Origin of the sequence: Mucilaginibacter sp. (genome assembly GCF_028288225.1) — a bacterium.
Classification (GTDB): Bacteria; Bacteroidota; Bacteroidia; order Sphingobacteriales; family Sphingobacteriaceae; genus Mucilaginibacter.
The window spans coordinates 59,285-78,201 of record NZ_JAQBOC010000047.1 but is presented as its reverse complement, the minus strand read 5'-3'; the positions used below and the strand labels follow the sequence as shown (position 1 = coordinate 78,201).

The window sequence follows — 18,917 nt, the reverse complement described above, 5'->3', positions numbered from 1 at the left end:
AATGAATAAAGAAAACCATATCCCTGACAGGGATGAAGATATTGACGGCTACATAAAAATAGATCGTTATAATCCGGATTTGATAACCAGCCTTTCTGGTCATTATCATGAAGTTTTAAAGCAAATTGGCGAAAAGCCCGAGCGCGAAGGCTTATTGAAAACACCCGAGCGGGTAGCAAAGGCTTTGCTGTACTTAACCCAGGGATATGATCTGGATGCAAAAGAGATCCTTAATTCTGCCATGTTTAAAGAGGAGTATAGTCAAATGGTTATAGTAAAGGATATTGAAGTATATTCCATGTGCGAGCACCATATGCTGCCGTTTTTTGGCAAGGCGCATGTTGCTTATATCCCTAACGGGTATGTTGTGGGTCTAAGTAAAATACCAAGGGTAGTTGATGTTTTTGCAAGGCGCCTGCAAGTTCAGGAGCGGCTGACCAATGAGATTCGCGATTGTATCCAGGATACTTTAAACCCATGGGGCGTAGGCATTGTTATTGAGTGCCGCCACTTGTGCATGAGCATGCGTGGCGTACAAAAGCAAAACTCAGTTACCACAACATCAGCTTTTACCGGCGAATTTTTAAAAGAAAAGACACGTACCGAATTTCTAAATTTAATATCAGCTAAGCTAGGTTGATTAAGTTGATGGGGTTAAGTGGTTGATTAAGTTGATCAGAAATTAAACAAATTAATCAACATATTATAACTTAGTCAACTCAATCAACATAATCTAACTTAATCAACTATAACCACAATGAAAGCATACATTTTCCCTGGGCAGGGTGCCCAGTTTGTCGGTATGGGTAAAGATCTGTATGAAAAATCAGAGCAGGCCCGTGTCTTATTTGAACAGGCCAATGAAATACTTGGCTTCCGTATTACAGACCTGATGTTTGAAGGTACCGATGAAGACCTTAAACAAACCAACGTTACACAGCCGGCCATATTTTTACACTCAGTAATTTTAGCCAGGGTTATGGGTGATGATTTTAAGCCCGAAATGGCAGCCGGGCATTCACTTGGCGAGTTTTCGGCCTTAGTTGCTTGTAAATCATTGTTATTTGAGGATGGGCTGCGTTTGGTAGCTGCGCGTGCCAATGCCATGCAAAAAGCCTGTATGCTGCAGTCATCAACCATGGCGGCTATTATAGGCCTGGATGATTTTACCGTTGAAGATATTTGTCAACGCATTAGTGATGTTGTCGTGCCTGCTAATTATAATTGCCCTGGTCAGCTGGTAGTATCAGGCACGATAGCCGGTGTTGATAAAGCCTGCGAGGAGCTTACAGCTGCCGGTGCCAAAAGAGCATTAAAGCTAAACGTTGGCGGTGCATTCCACTCGCCGTTAATGGAAGCTGCGAGGGTTGAGCTGGAGCATGCTATAGTAAATACCGAAATTAAAGCACCCATGTGCCCGGTGTATCAAAATATTGATGCCAAACCATATACCGACCCGGCAATGATAAAACATAATTTAATTGCCCAGCTTACAGGCCCTGTGCGCTGGACACAAACTGTTAAACACATGCTGGAAGATGGGGCAACTTCATTTACCGAAGTTGGGCCCGGCAGCGTGTTGCAAGGCCTGGTTAAAAAGGTTGACCGCCACATACCTACCGAAAGCGCAGTCATACAGTAGTCTTGTAGTCGATAGTCCTAAGTTCTGAGTCTTAAGTTTATATTGATTGTTTTAACTTCAGGCTCAGGACTAAAGATTTCTGGCTGTAAAGAAGGTATTAATTTGTTATTTTTAACTTTAGACTTAGGACCAAAAACTTCTGATTGTAATTTTGGTTACATTTGAAATTATTTGATATCCATTGACTACATCCGGGAAAATACGTTTAATGCTGGCTTTATTGTGTGCCAGCTTGCTTTTAACGGCTGTTATTATCCGTAAAACGTATACCCCTGTAAACAACCTCGATCAAACTGCTAAAGTACTTGAGAGCAATTTGCAAAAAAAAGAAAGCTACGTTAATGATTTATTAAGTGATAAAAACAGCTTTAATAAATTAAAGGATCTTCAAAATTCTGCACAAACATCAATTGACCTCATAAACGATGTTACCACAAAAAACAACATTTGGTTTATAACACTAAATAATAATAAAATTAGCTTTTGGAGCGGTGTAAAGGTTATACCAAAGTACCCCGCTTCTATAAAGGAGGGATATTCATTCCGGAAAGAGCCAAATGGGTATTACGAGGTTATAAAAAAAAGAGAAGGTAAATTTTCAGCCATCTTTTTTATCCCGGTAAAAATTGATTATGCCTATCAAAATGAATACCTGCAAAATCGTTTTGCAATTGATCTGACTACCGATGATAATATTGAGATAGCGGATTTTACCGATAAAAATGTTTATGAAATACGCAGCACTAACCACTCGTTCTTATTTGCAGTAAAAATAAAACAAGGCGAGGTTAATCATTCTTTTTTTTATTTTGAGATAACTATATGGCTCTTAACCCTGCTATGCTTTTGTATCCTCATTAACAATATTTGTAATTATATAGCATCAAAGGGCTACCTGGTAATTTCATTAGCTTTATTGGCCGCATTTATTATTTTAGTACGATGGATAAATTTATACTACAACTGGCCTGATTTTACTTATAAACTTGCTGTTTTTGATCCACTGTTATACGCTTCCAGTACTGCGTTCCGCTCCCTTGGAGATTTTTGTATCAATATATTATTTATAACCTGGTTTGTAAGTTTTTTATATACCTGGCGGCGGCATTTGTTTAAAAACGTTACCAATATTATTGGCAGCTATTTACTGGTAACGTGTGGTATACTTATACTTATTATAGTTGCAGCCTTACTTTTAAATCTTTTTTATGGGCTGGTTATAAACTCAAAAATAAGCTTTGATGTAAGCAATGTGCTTAACCTTTCCTTTTTTAGTGCACTTGGGGTTATAATGCTTTGTTTTAGCTTCCTTATATTTTACCTTTTGAATGAGATTTTTTTAACTGTAACCCATAGGCTTCTCATCTCCGATACATACAAGGCATTAATTTTAATTATTGCAGTTATTTTAGCTACGGTTATTGCTTCCGTGTACCAGGGCTTTACCCTGTTTTATTTTCTGTTGGCCATACTCGTTTTTACAAGGGCGTATGCATACAGGTACCATGGCGGCAGTATAAATGCCATTTCATTATCATTTATGATATTAGTTTGCTCGCTGATATCTGCTCTGAATTTAAATCATTTCGAATCGATAAAAGAGAAAGAAACCCGGAAAGCATTTATTCAGAAATTGGAAATACCTGATGATGTTAATGCCGACCTTATATTTAAGAAAATCGGTCCGCAAATAATTTCAGATCCATCTATAATTGAATATTTTACAGATACGGTCCGGAATACAAATTATATAAAGACCCGCCTGCAGAAGCTGTATTTTAACGGATATTTATCAAAGTACGATTTTAATGTACATGAATTTGACAGCAAAGATCAGCCGCTATCTAATGATAGAAATTATTCGTTAGGGGTATTTAAAGATCTTGTGCTTTATAGTTCATTTAAAGTTTCAGATTTCTTTTATCGTGTAAATGAATCATTTGGATTTCAGAATTATTTTGCCATTCTGCCCATCGCTCAAAATGATGTAAGCCTTGGGACTATAGTTGTTGAGCTTAAGTCTAAACCGCTGCAAACTTATGCCTCTTTTCCTGATCTTTTAATTGACGGGCAGATTAGCCGGGACGATGAGTTTAAAAACTACTCGTACGCATTTTATAATGATAATAAGCTGGTAACACAAAGCGGATCTTATGTTTATAACCTCGAAAATAATAGCCTTCAGGGCCAGCTAAAAAAATATGTAACTAAAACTACCAAAGGCAGACAGCCCGAATGGTATTCGCGGTTTACTACTTACAATCATTTAATTTATAAACCTAGCGAACGTAACTTAATTATAGTAAGCAAAGAGCAAAATCTGCTGTTTTTGGGCATTACTTCTATCACCTTCTTTTTTGTAGTTTTTTTGCTGTTTAGCTGTTTGATATTATTAACCAGCTGGCTATGGATCAGGATTAAAATATTCAATATAAAAAACGATAGGATAAGGTGGAATTTCAGATTAAATTTCGACCTGATATTATACAAAACGCGTATTCAGTTTTCAATGATAGTTACTGTTGTAGCCACCCTGATAGCCGTTGGTTTTATTACTTTTTTTTCAATAAGTACCCAATATCAAACTCAGCAGGAAAAAACCATAAGGGAAAAAATAACCCGCATAGCCAGTGCATTTGAAAGCAGCTCCTATAATAAGTACTTGTCAAACATTAGTGAGGAAAGCCAGGTGAATTTTAATGATTTTGCCAATACTTACTCTGCCGACCTTACCTTGTTTGATACTAATGGCTTGGAGCTGATTAACACCCAGCCGAAAATTTACGAGGTTGGTTTAATAACAAGGCATATGAATGCCCTGGCTTTTATATACTTAAGTAAGTTTCAAAGGTCGGAATTTGTTAATGATGAAATTATTGGAAAGCTTAGTTATAAGGCGGCCTATGTGCCGGTTCGAAATTCAAAAAACGAAACAATAGCCTATTTACAGCTGCCGTATTTCAGTAACGAGGCTGACTATAAAGAGCGCATCGGATCATTATTAAATATAATGATAAATGTTTATGCTTTAATTTTTATAGCTATTGGCCTGTTAGCAGTTATAATTGCAAGACAGATAACGGCGCCCCTAAGCTTCATTCAGTTCAGCTTAAGTAAAACAACTTATGGCAAAAAGAATGAACCCATTCGCTGGGACCGTAATGACGAGATTGGTGCATTGGTAAAGGAGTATAATAAAATGATAGCCGCACTTGAAAATAGTGCGCAAAAGCTGGCTCAAAGTGAAAGAGAAAGCGCCTGGCGCGAAATGGCTAAACAGGTAGCACATGAAATTAAAAACCCTTTAACGCCGTTAAAACTTGGGCTGCAATTGCTTGATAAATCATGGAAAGATAAAGATCCTAAGTTTGATCAGAAGTTTGAAAGGTTCAGCAAATCATTTGTTGAGCAGATAGAAAGCTTATCGAACATCGCCTCCGAATTTTCGGCTTTTGCAAAAATGCCCGATACCAAGCTTGAACGCATAAATATTTTTGATGTGCTAACCCAGGCGGTCACCATTTTTAAGCAAATGGATAACGTTAAAATTGTGTACCCAAGGCCCGAAACCCCTTTTATTATAAATGCCGACCGCGACCAGCTGCTACGATGCTTTAATAATTTGTTAAAAAATGCAATTGAGGCAGCTCCCTCATACAGGTTTGGCTTAATTGAAATAAACTACCTGGTAACCAATAAAAATATTTTGCTCACTATAAAAGATAATGGCAATGGTATTCCCGAAAATTTAAGGGAAAAGATCTTTGAGCCCAATTTTACTACTAAAAGCTCAGGCACCGGGCTTGGATTAGCCTTTGTTAAAAATTCCATTGAAAATGCCGGGGGCAAAGTTTGGTTTGAAACCCAGCTTGGCGAAGGCACTACCTTTTACTTAAGCCTGCCTTCGGCTTTGGCGTAGGGATAATACGGCTCCTGTTCTCTTTTAAGTTGAAAATATCTCAGGGTTGAGCACACCTTCTTTCATGACATTTCTTCAATATTCTTCATAATAATTCGAAATCATAAAGTGTATTTCCAATTAAGTTATAGTACTATGTTATAAATAGTACTATATTTGACGTGAATTAAAAAATGGTTGAACATGAGAAGAATTGGCATCACCTTACAACTGACCCCCAAGGCGGGCGATGAGAACTATTGTTTTCAGTATAAAAAAAGACTACTGGCCTTTATCCTTTTATTTACAGTAGTCACAGTTTCTTTCGCGCAGTCTGCGAATGATGCAGCTAAAATAATAGATGCCGGGCTACTAAAACAGGATCTTGCGATTCTCAAAGATTCGCTGCAAAAATTACATGGCGGACTATACCGATATAAGACCAAAAAGCAAATGGATCAATTATTTGAAAGCTGCAGTGAACAACTGGAGCATCCGATGACGCTAATAACTTATTATGCCATGGTGTGCAATATTGTGAGCGAAATTGAAGATGAGCATACATCTGCTTTTCTACCTGGTGATGCAATAAAGGGGTTAATTGCGCAGGCTAAATTTTCCCCTTTGATGTTGCGCCTGATAGGTACAAAAGCCTATATCACCTGCAATACCAAAGGCCTTATAGCCGGGTCAGAGATCACCACCATTGATCATGTTAGCGTTAATAAGCTCAGGGGGAAGTTATTGGGGTACATTCCATCAGATGGGAGCATTAAAACCGGTAAATATGCGCAAATGAATGATGGCGATGATCCTTTCTTTTACCTGTATTATCTTGTTTATGGCGAAAAGCCTGTTTTTGATGTGGGCTTTATAGGTCCGGATGGAAAAAAAGGAAATATTAAGCTACAAGCAGCGCTTTTTCAAAATATCGATTGTCATACGGCGCCAATCCCAATTTCACAATATTTAAAATTATCCTATCAGCCGGGTAATGTGGCTGTGCTGACTGTTAAAAGCCTTCACAATTTTAAGCTTGAAAAAACTAACGAAAACCTGGCCCGTTTTTTACAAGATGCTTTTGCGGCAATAGCCGGAAAGCACATTAAAAAATTGATTATTGATGTAAGGGATAATGGTGGAGGGGAGGATGGCAACGGGGCCTTATTGAATTCATACCTTACTGATCGCCCGTTTTCCTATTATGATTCTATTAAAACTACTACAAGAAAATTTGAGGTTAAAGATCATGAGCAGCTTGCTATACAGCAGCCACATGAAAATAATTTTAGCAGCCCGGTATATGTGTTGATCAACGGGTTATGTTTTTCCGGCACATCTGACTTTTGCAGTATTGCCAAAAAGTTCCCCAACGTGAAGTTTATTGGAGAAGAAACGGGAGGTGGGTATCATGGCAATACTTCAGGGGCAAGAACAGCGCTTGAGCTGCCCAACACGCATATAAAGGTTAATGTTCCATTATGGGAATACTTTAACGCCGTAAAATCATCGAAATATAAAGACAGGGGGATTATTCCCGATTATACCATAGTGCCAACAATCAAGGATTATTTGCAGCATAAGGATGTGCAAATGGATTTAGCGCTTCAGTTAGCTGAAAAAAACTAATTTTCAATAAATTACTTATTATTTAACACGTTCAGCCACTATAAATATTAACAGCTATACGTCTGTAACAAACCGGTAGGTATAACAGTCTTATCATCAAGTTTTTTGTTAGTTTTATACCATGGCCGTAAAAACCTCCTTCAAAGAAAATATTTCAATAGCCTTACAATCAATAGCGGGCAACAGGTTGCGTACATCGCTTACCGCTTTAATTATTGCTATTGGTATTATGGCATTGGTGGGTATTTTAACGGCAATTGAGGGTGTTAAACAGTTTACCAATGATGCGTTTGCGGGTCTGGGGGCTAATTCATTTACCATTCAAAACAGGGGGTCGGGTTTGAATTTTGGGAATGGGGGGCATAGAAAAATTTACCCTTCTATCCGCTATAATCAGGCCGACAGGTTTAAGAAAAAGTTCTCGTTACCGTCCGTCATTGCTATAAACTTACAGTTGTCCGGCACTGCTATCGCTAAATATGGCAATCAAAAAACCAATCCTAATATCTCCGTAAGCGGATCGAACGAAAACTATTTAGTGACTAACGGGCAAAAATTAGCTTTTGGCCGTAACTTCTCCGCTTCGGAACTGGAACACGGAACAAACGTGGTTATTATCGGCAATGAAATAAGGAAAAAGCTTTTTAAGGATAATGACCCGATAAATAAATTGATATTTGTAGGTTACAATCAGTTTAAAGTAATTGGTGTATTTGCGTCAAAAGGCTCAAGCGCCGGGTTTGGGGGTGATAAGTTTTGTGTTATTCCGGTTGTCAAGGCAAATCAGCTTAAAGACTCTACGCATACCTCATTTACCATTACAATAAAAGTGAACAACCCGGCAGCGCTGGATGCCAGCATCGGCGAAGCTACTTCGCTTTTTAGAAACATCCGCAGCCTTAACGTGGGGAATGATGATAATTTTGAAATAGAAAGAAGTGATTCCATACAAGCGGAATTATCCGGGCAACTTTCATATATGACTATTGGCGGGGCAACAATAGGTATTATTACCCTAATTGGCGCTGCTATTGGCTTAATGAACATTATGCTGGTTTCGGTAACTGAGCGTACCCGCGAAATAGGCCTGCGCAAAGCATTGGGCGCTACACCGGCTATAATACGGAAGCAATTTTTAATAGAAGCTATTGTAATTTGCCTCATTGGCGGCGTTGGCGGCATTATATTGGGGATGGCAATAGGGAACCTGATTGCCGTAAATATTAGCGGATCATTTGTGACCCCATGGAAATGGTTATTTGGTGCTATTGCTTTATGTACCGGTATCGGGTTAATATCCGGCTTTTACCCTGCCAAAAAAGCATCCAGGCTTGATCCCGTTGAGGCTTTGAGATATGAGTAAGGATGTGCGAATTTCGGATGTGCAGATGTGCGAATGTGCGAATTTCGGATGTGCAAATGCTCCATTTGATGTAATATCTACATCTACACCTTTATTTTTCATCCGCATATCTGCATATTTGCACATACGTACATTAATTCCTTACATCAACAACGTGTTTTTCAACGGATAATCAAAAAGTACCTTTTCAAGGTAAGGCATTCTTAAAGCATTTTTAAATGCTTCGGCATGCCTTGGGTGGTGCATATCGCTTGATATAAAATTGATCAGTTGATGGTCTATCAGCTCTTCGGCAATTTTTTTTGCTTCTTTACCATAATAACCGGTTAATGATATTGTATTTAACTGGAAATCAACACCCCAATCGTGCAGTGTTTTAAATTGTTCCAGGTCCATATAAGGGTATCTTTCAGGGTGGGCCAGGATCGGCTTATAACCCAGATCCCGTAATTTTTGAATTACCGGGATCATATTGAGTGGTTTACTAATAAATGAAAATTCAAAAAGCACATAGTTGTCACCCATCACCATCAATTTGCCATCATCAACCCGGGCTTCAAAAGTTTCATCAAAATAATGTTCGGCCGCTGCCTGTAATTCTATATTTAAGTTTTCCTTTACAAGCTCGGCCTTAAGTATCTCAAGCGCACCATTAATGGTTTCGGAAGTATTTCTATAATAATCAACCATAATGTGCGGGGTGGCAATTATTTTTTTTATTCCCACCGCTATCATTTGTTTTATAAGAAAGATTGATTCCTGCGGATTTTGCGCACCATCATCAATACCCGGCAGTACATGAGAATGCATATCAACCGCTATTGAGCTATAGTCAAATGTGATTTCCTTTTTTTCTGCTTTCTTTTTAAATAACCCAAACATTTTTAGCGATCGTTATATTGCTCCCCATAATATTGCTGGTAATGACCGGAAGTAACATCATTCAGCCATTCTTCATTATCAAGATACCATTCAACGGTTTTCTCAAGGCCTTCTTCAAAAGTAATGGAAGGTACCCATCCTAATTCATCTTTAAGTTTTGATGCATCAATGGCATATCTCAGATCGTGCCCGGCCCTGTCTGTTACGAAGGTAATCAAACTTTCAGACTCACCTGCAGGCCTGTTTAGCTTAACATCAAGGATCTGGCACAACAATTTTATCAGGTCAATGTTTTTCCATTCATTGTGGCCGCCTATGTTATAGGTAGATCCTGCTTTGGCCTTGTGAAATAACAGGTCAATTGCCCTGGCATGGTCCTCAACCCATAGCCAATCCCTAATGTTCTCGCCCTTGCCATAAACAGGTACCGGTTTCTTTTGTTTAATGTTATTAATAGCAAGCGGTATCAGTTTCTCGGGAAAGTGAAACGAGCCGTAATTATTTGAGCAGTTTGAAATCACGGTATCAAGCCCGTAAGTATCATGATAAGCCCTTACAAAATGATCAGAGCCTGCTTTTGAAGCTGAGTATGGAGAATGAGGATCATAACCCGTTTCTTCAGTAAACATCCCGGTTTCGCCTAATGAGCCATACACCTCGTCGGTTGATACATGGTAAAAGCGGGTTTGGTCATACCTGCCCTTCCAGGCCTTGCGAGCGGTATTTAAAAGATTTACTGTGCCTACAACGTTCGTCATAACAAACTCAAGCGGATTAGTAATTGACCTGTCCACATGCGATTCGGCAGCAAGGTGTATTATTGCATCAGGCTGTTCATCAGCAAATAGATTTTGTATAAATTCGATATCAACAATATCACCTTTTATAAACTGATAGTTTGGCTCATCTTCAATATCTTTCAAATTAGCCAGGTTACCTGCGTAGGTTAATTTATCGAGGTTAATAATACTGTAACCAGGATAGTTTTTTACAAAGCGGCGTACAACGTGCGATCCGATAAAACCTGCCCCCCCGGTAATAATTATCTTTTTCATTAGATAGTATTTATTGTTATTTGGGTTGATACTATTGGCTGTAGTACCAATATACAATGGTATGCCTTTATTATAAAGTTAAAATGGGTTTTGCGATAAATATTTTTCCCATTCCCAGGCAGATGCCATCATGGTATCAATACCTAATTTCGCTGTCCAGTTTAATATCCGTGATGATTTTGTCACATCGCCCCAAACCTTCTCAACATCGCCATCCCTGCGGGGGCCAATTTCGTAATTTAATTTTACGCCGGTAGTATTTTCAAAAGCAGCTATTATTTCTAATACTGTATTGCCGTTGCCGGTTCCTAAATTAAATACATCATAACCTTTAAAACTATTGTTCGCCATTAGCTTTAAAGCTGCTACATGTGCTTTTGCCAGATCAACAACATGAATATAATCGCGTATGCAGCTACCGTCTTTGGTGTGATAGTCATTGCCATAAACAGTTATTTTTTCGCGTTTGCCAATAGCGGTTTGAGTTATAAAAGGCACAAGATTTTGCGGAACGCCATTGGGCAACTCGCCAATCAGTGCTGTTTCATGTGCTCCCACCGGATTAAAGTATCTTAATGCAATAACTTTATGGGCGTTACCTGCAATAATGGCATCTTTTAAGATCTCTTCGGCTATTTGTTTTGTATTGCCGTATGGCGATTGCGCCGGTTTAACCGGTGCGTTTTCAGTTACCGGCAATTCATCCGGCTGGCCATATACAGTGCAGCTTGATGAAAAAACAAACTTCACGGGCTTACCGTTATAGGCATCCAATAAATTAACCAATGAATAAATATTGTTACGGTAATATTTTAACGGGTTATGAACAGATTCCCCGACCGCTTTAAAAGCTGCAAAATGAATAATGCCATCAATATCAGTCTCAGCGGCTGTAAAATCTTTCAGTTTTTGCTCGTCACAAATATCAAACTGGTAAAAAGCTGGTTTAAACCCAATAATTTTGCTCAGCTGATCTAATATCTTAACGTTGGAGTTCGACAAGTCATCAACTATTATAGGTTCATACCCGGCGCTTACAAGTTCAACTACGGTATGCGACCCTATATAACCTAAACCGCCTGTTACTAATATTTTAGCCATTAGTTTTTATTATAGTATGTAAAATCTTTATGCTGTATTTCTGTTTCCGGAAGCGATTTAAAATATTCGTAAGTAATTTTCAACCCTTCGCTTCTTGAAACTTTTGGCTCCCAGCCTAAAATGCTTTTAGCTTTGGTAATATCAGGCCTGCGCTGTTTGGGGTCGTCGGTTGGCAATGGCAGACTTATCAATTTTTGATCGGTTCCTGTTAGCTTAATTATCTCCTCGCCAAATTCGCGGATGGTTATCTCGTCAGGATTGCCGATATTCATTGGCTGCGCATAATCGCTGAATAATAAGCGATAAATGCCTTCAACCAAATCATCAACATAACAAAAAGACCGTGTTTGTGAACCATCGCCAAACATGGTTAGTGACTCACCTCTTAAAGCCTGGCCAATAAAGGCAGGTAATACGCGTCCGTCGTTAAGCCTCATGCGGGGGCCATAGGTATTAAATATGCGGATGATCCGTGTTTCTAAACCATGAAAGGTATGGTAAGCCATGGTAATGGCTTCCTGGAAACGTTTGGCCTCGTCATAAACACCGCGGGGGCCAACAGGGTTAACATTACCCCAGTACTCTTCGGGCTGTGGGTTTATGTTAGGGTCGCCATATACTTCAGATGTTGACGCAATCAGCATCCTTGCTTTTTTTGAACGTGCCAGCCCCAAAAGGTTATGTGTACCTAATGAACCTACTTTTAAAGTTTGGATGGGTATTTTTAAGTAATCAATGGGGCTTGCGGGCGAAGCAAAGTGAAGTATATAATGCAGATCGCCGGGAACGTAAACAAATTTGGAAACATCATGGTTGTAAAACTCAAAATTTTCCAGCTTAAATAAATGTTCAATATTTCTCAGATCGCCGGTTATCAGGTTATCCATGCCAATAACATGGTAATCTTCAGCAATAAACCTATCGCACAAATGCGAGCCTAAAAAACCGGCTGCCCCGGTTATTAATATTCTTTTACGTCCTGCCATTTAACTAACTATTTTGCGTCCGATGCTACTGTAATAAAACCCATTATCTTTCATCCTGTCCAGGTCATAAAGGTTACGACCATCAAATATAACAGGTGCTTTTAACTTTTCTTTCATAAAATCAAAATCCGGCGTTCTGAAAACCGGCCATTCAGTTATTATCAGCAAAGCATCCGCCCCATCAAGCGCCGAATACCTGTCGGACGAATAGCTTATTTTGTCGCCAAGTAATTTCTTAACATTTGGCATACCTTCCGGGTCATAAGCAACAACCTTAGCACCTTCGGCAAGCAGCTCATCAATTATATATAAAGCCGGGGCCTCGCGGATATCATCAGTTTCCGGTTTAAAGGCCAGTCCCCAAAGCGCAAAAGTTTTTCCTTTTAATCCGCCTTCGCCATAATATTCACGCAGTTTAACAACCAGGCGTCTTTTTTGTGTTTCATTAACTTCCATTACCGAGTTCAGGATCTTAAACTCATATTTATTTTCCTGGGCCGATTTTGCAAGTGCCTGTACGTCTTTTGGAAAACAGCTGCCGCCATAGCCAACACCCGGAAACAAAAAGCGCTTGCCAATACGGGCATCAGCGCCTACTCCCTTCCTAACCATATCCACATCGGCGCCAACAAGCTCACACAGGTTAGCAATCTCGTTCATAAAAGTAATTTTGGTTGCCAGGAATGAGTTGGCGGCATATTTAGTCAGCTCAGATGAACGCTCATCCATATAAATGATGGGGTTACCCTGGCGTACATAAGGTGCATACAGATCGCCCATTATTTGGCGGGCTTTCTCGTCCATAGTGCCAATAACCACCCTGTCGGGTTTCATAAAATCTTCAACGGCAACACCTTCCCGTAAAAATTCAGGGTTCGACACCACTGCAAACGGAACATCGGTATTTGCTTTCATTACCGCCGTAACTTTATCAGCAGTGCCAACCGGAACTGTTGATTTGGTAACTATCACCTTATATTCTGTAATGATCTTAGCTATATCCTTTGCTGCCCCAAGCACATAGCTCAGGTCGGCAGAGCCATCAGCACCCGGAGGCGTGGGCAATGCCAAAAATATAACCTTTGCAGGGGCAATAGCCTCGGCAAGGTTGGTTGTAAAAGTTAATCTTTCCTGCTTTATATTCCTGTGAAATAACAGATCAAGGCCCGGCTCATAAATTGGCATTTCGCCAGCACGCATTTTGTTGACCTTTTCTTCAACTATATCTACACATACAACTTCATTACCGGTTTCGGCTAAACAAGTTCCGGTCACCAGGCCAACGTAGCCCGTTCCGATAACAGCAATTTTCATAAATAAATATTTTTATTGTGATTACATTTATCCCCGCGAAGTTAATAATTCATAATTAAAATGCTCTTACTATATAACACCGGGGTCAGATTATATTTCATTACAATTTACTTAGCTTCATTTTTCAACAAAAAAGCCAAACTCTGGATCAGTGGCCGGAAAAACCAGCCCCTTATACGGTTTTCTGAGAGTATTTGGTTTCATTTTGCATCATTGGGCGAATTTGAACAGGGGCGCCCTGTTTTAGAAAGATTCAGGGTTTTATATCCTGATTATAAAATAGTAATCACTTTTTTTTCACCTTCGGGATATGAGATAAGAAAAAACACTCCCCTGGCTGATGCTGTTTATTATTTACCGCTTGATACCGCACGAAATGCGAGAGACTTTATTGATACTATACAGCCCACAATGGCCGTATTTACCAAATATGAATACTGGTATCATTTTTTTAATGAATTGCACCGCCAGGATCTTCCGCTGTATATAATTTCAGGGATCTTCAGACCCAAACAGGTGTTTTTTAAATGGTATGGGAGTTTGCACCGTAAAATATTAAGCTTTGTAAGCTGGTTTTTTGTACAGGATGACCGGTCAAAAATATTGCTGCAACAGCTTGGAATAAATAATGCAACCATAAGCGGCGATACCCGGTTTGACAGGGTTTGGGCCAATGCGCAACGGCCAAAAGCAATCCCCGCTATTGATGAATTTAAAAACCGGCATAAAATATTTATTGCAGGCAGCACCTGGCCACCCGACGAAAAATTGATTGCAACATTGGTAAGCCAATACCCCGACTGGAAATTTATCATCGCCCCGCACGAGATAAGCGAAGAAAAAATAGCAAGACTTATATCAATTTTGCCTGAAAACTCAACCATAAGATATTCCCAAATCTTACATCCCACATCTCACATCTCATGTCTAATCATAGATAACATCGGCATGCTGTCTTCATTATATCAATATGCCGACATTGCTTATATAGGCGGTGGCTTTGGGGCTGGCATCCATAATACATTAGAGGCTGCAGCTTTTGGCCTGCCGGTAATTTTTGGTCCTGAATATTCAAAATTTAAAGAAGCTAATGATCTGCTTGCTTTACAGGCCGGGTTTAGCATTGCCGATGAGACGGGGTTAAAAACAGTAACAAATAACCTGGTTAACAATCAAACATTTTATGGCAGTGCAAGTGAAAAAGCTAAGGCCTACGTAAAAGCGCATACCGGTGCAACCGATACTATTATTGAGCACATTAAAGATGGTGTATCCAAAAAAAAATAAAATTATTTATTGGTGCATGCATCAGTATTTAAAGTTTTTAATTCGCACTAAATTTCAGGAGCTTTTATTTAATGATATAGAGATAGATAAAAACAGATCCATTCTTTTATTGGCCAATCATTTTAGTTTTTGGGATGGATTGATACTTCATTGTATAAATGATAAGCTGTTTAAAAAGAATTTTTATGTAATGATTAACGAGGCTACCGCATATAAGATCAATTATCTTCAATATGGAGGGGCGTTTTCAATCAATAAAAATTCGAGGGGGATACTTGAATCATTGGAGTATGCAGCAAACCTTTTAAACGATCCTCAAAACCTGGTGTTGCTTTTTCCGCAAGGCAAGCTTTTTTCAAACTTTGTTGAAGATGTTCATTTTGAAAAAGGAATACTAAGAGTAATAAAGCAGGCAACTGGCAAGTTCCAGCTAATATTTGCTTCAACGTTTATTCAGTTTTATAAACACAGAAAGCAAAGTATAAATGTTTATTTAAAAAGTGAAACTGAAAGCTATGCTGATAAAAGCATCCACGAATTAAAAGATGCATACCAGCAACATTATAATGCTGCAAAAAAACTTCAAACCGAAATAGATTTATAAAAGTGATCATAATTATATCAGTTACTTTATTATTTATTGTACTGCGTTTTACGGTAACGCTTTTTAATTTTATATCAAACCCCAAGCTAACCAGGGTAAACAGGCATTATACCGACCTGGTGTCTATCCTTATTCCGGCGAGGAACGAGGGGGGTAACATATTAATCCTGCTGAAATCAATCCATAACCAGGATTATAAAGACTATGAGGTAATTGTTTATGACGATGACTCATCTGATAATACCTATAAAATCTGCTCGGCATTTGCTGCGGCCCATACAAATTTTAGGGTTATTAAAGGTGATAAAGTACCGCAAGGATGGCTGGGTAAAAACCATGCCTGCTATCAGCTTGCAAAAGAAGCTAAAGGAAAATATTTTTTATTTTTAGATGCCGACGATGTAGTAAACAACCATTTGATTAACAGCGCCGTACACCGCATGTATATTAATAAGCTGAGCTTGCTAAGCTTGTTCCCTAACCAGCTGATGCAAACCACCGGCGAAAAAGTAACCGTACCGCTTTTGCATTTTTTATTGCTGAATTTATTGCCCCTGCGATTAGTTTTTTTAACTAAAAACGCCGCCACGGCTACTGCATGCGGGCAGTTTATGCTGTTTGATGCAGCCGTTTACAACGAAAACCAATGGCATGAACTTGTTAAAGATAAGGTAGTTGAAGACGCCGAAATTATGAGGCTTGTTAAAGCAACCTCATACAATGGAGAGGTTTTACTGGCCAATGGTATGGTAAGCTGCCGCATGTATAAAACCTATAAAGAGGCAATAAACGGGTTCAGCAAGAATGCGCTGGCAGCTTTTAACTACAGCATACCGGGCCTGTTAGTTTATATCCTGCTGCTTATTGGTGGCCCAATGATAATATTAACGACCCTGAACTTTAACCTGATATTTTTTATGGGCGGCTTGATTATACTTACCCGCGTAATGATCTCCCTGTCATCAGGCCAAAACGCGTTGTACAATATGATTTTGCACCCGTTACAAATGATAAACATGGTTGTTATTGCTTTTTTATCCATCCAGAAACATTTGACTAAAACGAATGAATGGAAGGGGAGGCGGGTGTGATGATGGGTGGATGTGCAAATTTTGGATGTGCGGATGTGCGGACTCATACTTTTGCCTGAATCAGAAGTTACAAAATTTTTGAAGGAACAATATGATTATGCCGACCTAAAAACGGTGTGATGCTGGCGCCAGGGAAAAAGGAATGAGCGCGGCATTGGCGAATGCCGATTTACCGGAAGACGATCGGTCGCCGCCTTTCGTTTTCCGGGAAATCCTGAAACAATTATACTGCTATATTCGGCTAATTGAATGTAAAACCTAACTGCAGGTTTAAACCCAATGAATAGGGATCACTATTCCCGAACCGGTTTGGAAGCGACAAGGCGACAAAATAATTCACAGCTTTGGAACGGGCATAAACCTGGTTAAAAACCGGGGTAAAGCCATACCGGCCGGATGTTTCAAAAGCCAGACGGGTGATAATGGTAAAACCATGATCGAAACGAAACATGGTACCCGGGTCAATTAGCAGATTACTTACCTTACTGCTGCCGCCGGATGCTTTTATGGTTGGTGTAAGCTCATAGCTAAAGCCAAACCGCTCGCTGTATAATACATTTACACCCACAGGGAAACCGATGCTGCTGGTATGATGTGAAAAGTTGGGTGTGAATTTTCCTGCCGATAAAGTTTCGAGCGGTAGAATAAAACTCAGGTAGCCCACTACTTTTGGGTAGGTTGGCTTCGGCTTTATTTTTTGGTAAACTGATCCTGCGTATCGTATCGAATCGGGCGGTACGTCCTTTATTTGTGCGGATGTGGTTCCGGGTAAAAGTGATGCGGCAATCACCATTGTAATTAAAGGAATTTGCAATAGCTGGTAACTGATAGTTTTGCAGTGGGGTAAGCGTAAGTTTTTTTTCATAAATTATTTAAGTTGAGGCAAAATGTGGCAAATAAAATCATTATATATAAAAAAATATAACGACAAGCAAATAAAGGAGATTGTTTGCATTAAACGTTATTTTTTTTAATAAATTTAAATGATCAGGGTTGCTGCAGCGACAAAATACTTGCGGCACCACTAACAGCATCCGTAAAAAGTTGCTGCTCAACTAACAAACATTTTTCATTATTTTTGCATCACCATGGGAGATTATCAGTTAAAGGTTACTATTGACCAGGATTCGGGGTTTTGTTTCGGGGTGGTTTATGCCATTGATATGGCCGAAGAGATCCTGGAAGATGACGGGTACCTTTACTGCCTTGGCGATATTGTGCATAACGATGAAGAGGTGGAGCGCTTAAAAGCGAAAGGTCTCAGGATAATTGAGCATGCCGACCTGGTAAACCTGAGCAACGAAAAGGTATTGATCCGCGCCCATGGTGAAGCACCCGATACTTACCGTATAGCTTTAGAAAATAATATTACGTTGATAGATGCATCGTGCCCGGTGGTGCTTAAGCTGCAGAACCGCATCAAAACATCGTACGATGCCAATGAGAAGATCCTGATATTTGGCAAACACGGCCACGCCGAAGTAGTGGGCTTACAGGGCCAAACCAATAATGAGGCACTGGTTTTCCAGGATCTTGCCGAGCTGGATAACGTTGAGCTGCCTGATAATATTACCCTTTACAGCCAGACCACCAAAAGCATGGAAAAGTTTTATAACATAAAAGACCAGCTTTTGGAACGCGGATATAACCTGAAGGCTAATGATACCATTTGCCGCCAGGTATCAAACCGGGATAAGGACCTGCCAAAATTTGCAACCAAGTTTGATAAGATCGTATTTGTATCGGGACAGAAGTCATCAAACGGAAAAGTTTTATTTGAAGTTTGCCGCAAGCATAATCCTGATACCTACTTTATATCATCAGTTGGCGAATTGAAAAGCGACATGTTTTCTCCCGGTGATACAATCGGCATAGCCGGAGCTACCTCGACTCCAATGTGGCTAATGCAGGACGTGAAAGCCGTTTTAGAGGATTATTGAGTTGGCAGTTTTTAGTTGGCAGTTGGCAGACGTAAAATAACATCCAGGTCAACTCTCTATCATTTCTTTCGGTCTTCCGGACTTTCCCGACTTTCGGACTGAAAAATCACTATTTTTGCGATGCA

General features: G+C 39.5%; 15 protein-coding genes. 9 read left to right on the top strand and 6 right to left on the bottom strand.

Annotated features, from left to right (window positions below):
* Window position 1 precedes the first annotated feature (1 nt).
* The 5 genes from folE (at window position 2) to JWQ54_RS14625 (ending at window position 8,532) form a co-directional block, all read left to right on the top strand.
* Window positions 2-640 (top strand): GTP cyclohydrolase I FolE, encoded by a 639-nt coding sequence (folE, locus tag JWQ54_RS14645; protein WP_299585980.1) that lies wholly within the window; start codon window positions 2-4, stop codon window positions 638-640.
* Window positions 641-757: 117 nt separating this feature from the next.
* Window positions 758-1,642 carry an ACP S-malonyltransferase gene (gene fabD / locus JWQ54_RS14640; protein ID WP_299585978.1) on the top strand — a complete coding sequence of 295 codons (885 nt, stop codon included), beginning with the start codon at window positions 758-760 and terminating at the stop codon, window positions 1,640-1,642.
* A 208-nt stretch (window positions 1,643-1,850) separates the two neighbouring features.
* Complete coding sequence (locus JWQ54_RS14635) at window positions 1,851-5,561, top strand: ATP-binding protein (protein ID WP_299585976.1); 3,711 nt, start codon at window positions 1,851-1,853, stop codon at window positions 5,559-5,561.
* A gap of 183 nt (window positions 5,562-5,744) precedes the next feature.
* Complete coding sequence (locus tag JWQ54_RS14630) at window positions 5,745-7,169, top strand: S41 family peptidase (RefSeq protein ID WP_299585973.1); 1,425 nt, start codon at window positions 5,745-5,747, stop codon at window positions 7,167-7,169.
* Between the two features lie 121 nt (window positions 7,170-7,290).
* Window positions 7,291-8,532: an ABC transporter permease gene (locus tag JWQ54_RS14625; RefSeq protein ID WP_299585970.1), complete on the top strand. Its 1,242-nt coding sequence runs from the start codon at window positions 7,291-7,293 to the stop codon at window positions 8,530-8,532.
* A 141-nt stretch (window positions 8,533-8,673) separates the two neighbouring features.
* On the opposite strand, the gene JWQ54_RS14620 is transcribed toward JWQ54_RS14625, so the two are convergent.
* The 5 genes from JWQ54_RS14620 to JWQ54_RS14600 form a co-directional block, all read right to left on the bottom strand.
* Window positions 8,674-9,414 carry a CpsB/CapC family capsule biosynthesis tyrosine phosphatase gene (locus tag JWQ54_RS14620; RefSeq protein WP_299585968.1) on the bottom strand — a complete coding sequence of 247 codons (741 nt, stop codon included), beginning with the start codon at window positions 9,412-9,414 and terminating at the stop codon, window positions 8,674-8,676.
* Window positions 9,415-9,416: 2 nt separating this feature from the next.
* The gene (rfbB, locus tag JWQ54_RS14615) at window positions 9,417-10,469 is read right to left on the bottom strand and encodes a dTDP-glucose 4,6-dehydratase (RefSeq protein WP_299585966.1); all 1,053 of its coding nucleotides are present in this window, start codon (window positions 10,467-10,469) and stop codon (window positions 9,417-9,419) included.
* Window positions 10,470-10,547: 78 nt separating this feature from the next.
* Window positions 10,548-11,570: a UDP-glucose 4-epimerase GalE gene (gene galE, locus JWQ54_RS14610; protein WP_299585963.1), complete on the bottom strand. Its 1,023-nt coding sequence runs from the start codon at window positions 11,568-11,570 to the stop codon at window positions 10,548-10,550.
* Complete coding sequence (locus JWQ54_RS14605; RefSeq protein WP_299585960.1) at window positions 11,570-12,556, bottom strand: UDP-glucuronic acid decarboxylase family protein; 987 nt, start codon at window positions 12,554-12,556, stop codon at window positions 11,570-11,572. The genes galE and JWQ54_RS14605 overlap by 1 nt, the downstream gene beginning before the upstream one ends.
* Window positions 12,557-13,870, bottom strand: coding sequence for a UDP-glucose/GDP-mannose dehydrogenase family protein (locus tag JWQ54_RS14600; RefSeq protein ID WP_299585957.1), 1,314 nt, complete (start codon window positions 13,868-13,870; stop codon window positions 12,557-12,559). It abuts the gene before it with no gap.
* A 60-nt stretch (window positions 13,871-13,930) separates the two neighbouring features.
* Between JWQ54_RS14600 and JWQ54_RS14595 the strand changes: the two genes are divergently transcribed.
* Genes JWQ54_RS14595 through JWQ54_RS14585 form a run of 3 tightly spaced genes read left to right on the top strand, consistent with a single transcriptional unit; the run spans window position 13,931 to window position 16,852 of the window.
* A complete protein-coding gene (locus JWQ54_RS14595; RefSeq protein WP_299585955.1) occupies window positions 13,931-15,157 on the top strand; it encodes a glycosyltransferase N-terminal domain-containing protein in 1,227 nt (408 codons plus the stop codon).
* A gap of 16 nt (window positions 15,158-15,173) precedes the next feature.
* Window positions 15,174-15,761 (top strand): 1-acyl-sn-glycerol-3-phosphate acyltransferase, encoded by a 588-nt coding sequence (locus JWQ54_RS14590; protein ID WP_299585952.1) that lies wholly within the window; start codon window positions 15,174-15,176, stop codon window positions 15,759-15,761.
* Between the two features lie 2 nt (window positions 15,762-15,763).
* Window positions 15,764-16,852 carry a glycosyltransferase family 2 protein gene (locus JWQ54_RS14585; protein WP_299585949.1) on the top strand — a complete coding sequence of 363 codons (1,089 nt, stop codon included), beginning with the start codon at window positions 15,764-15,766 and terminating at the stop codon, window positions 16,850-16,852.
* A gap of 241 nt (window positions 16,853-17,093) precedes the next feature.
* Here JWQ54_RS14585 and JWQ54_RS14580 read toward each other — a convergent pair whose 3' ends face one another.
* Window positions 17,094-17,717 carry a hypothetical protein gene (locus JWQ54_RS14580; protein WP_299585946.1) on the bottom strand — a complete coding sequence of 208 codons (624 nt, stop codon included), beginning with the start codon at window positions 17,715-17,717 and terminating at the stop codon, window positions 17,094-17,096.
* 223 nt (window positions 17,718-17,940) lie between these two features.
* Between JWQ54_RS14580 and JWQ54_RS14575 the strand changes: the two genes are divergently transcribed.
* Entirely contained in the window at window positions 17,941-18,792 is an 852-nt protein-coding gene (locus JWQ54_RS14575) for a 4-hydroxy-3-methylbut-2-enyl diphosphate reductase (RefSeq protein WP_299585943.1), read from the top strand.
* Window positions 18,793-18,917: the final 125 nt, after the last annotated feature.

Coding starts and splice junctions, on each gene's coding strand:
- folE (WP_299585980.1), top strand. CDS start 2: ATGAATAAAGAAAACCATATCCCTGACAGGGATGAAGATATTGACGGC.
- fabD (WP_299585978.1), top strand. CDS start 758: ATGAAAGCATACATTTTCCCTGGGCAGGGTGCCCAGTTTGTCGGTATG.
- JWQ54_RS14635 (WP_299585976.1), top strand. CDS start 1,851: ATGCTGGCTTTATTGTGTGCCAGCTTGCTTTTAACGGCTGTTATTATC.
- JWQ54_RS14630 (WP_299585973.1), top strand. CDS start 5,745: ATGAGAAGAATTGGCATCACCTTACAACTGACCCCCAAGGCGGGCGAT.
- JWQ54_RS14625 (WP_299585970.1), top strand. CDS start 7,291: ATGGCCGTAAAAACCTCCTTCAAAGAAAATATTTCAATAGCCTTACAA.
- JWQ54_RS14620 (WP_299585968.1), bottom strand. CDS start 9,414: ATGTTTGGGTTATTTAAAAAGAAAGCAGAAAAAAAGGAAATCACATTT.
- rfbB (WP_299585966.1), bottom strand. CDS start 10,469: ATGAAAAAGATAATTATTACCGGGGGGGCAGGTTTTATCGGATCGCAC.
- galE (WP_299585963.1), bottom strand. CDS start 11,570: ATGGCTAAAATATTAGTAACAGGCGGTTTAGGTTATATAGGGTCGCAT.
- JWQ54_RS14605 (WP_299585960.1), bottom strand. CDS start 12,556: ATGGCAGGACGTAAAAGAATATTAATAACCGGGGCAGCCGGTTTTTTA.
- JWQ54_RS14600 (WP_299585957.1), bottom strand. CDS start 13,870: ATGAAAATTGCTGTTATCGGAACGGGCTACGTTGGCCTGGTGACCGGA.
- JWQ54_RS14595 (WP_299585955.1), top strand. CDS start 13,931: ATGCTCTTACTATATAACACCGGGGTCAGATTATATTTCATTACAATT.
- JWQ54_RS14590 (WP_299585952.1), top strand. CDS start 15,174: ATGCATCAGTATTTAAAGTTTTTAATTCGCACTAAATTTCAGGAGCTT.
- JWQ54_RS14580 (WP_299585946.1), bottom strand. CDS start 17,717: ATGAAAAAAAACTTACGCTTACCCCACTGCAAAACTATCAGTTACCAG.
- JWQ54_RS14575 (WP_299585943.1), top strand. CDS start 17,941: ATGGGAGATTATCAGTTAAAGGTTACTATTGACCAGGATTCGGGGTTT.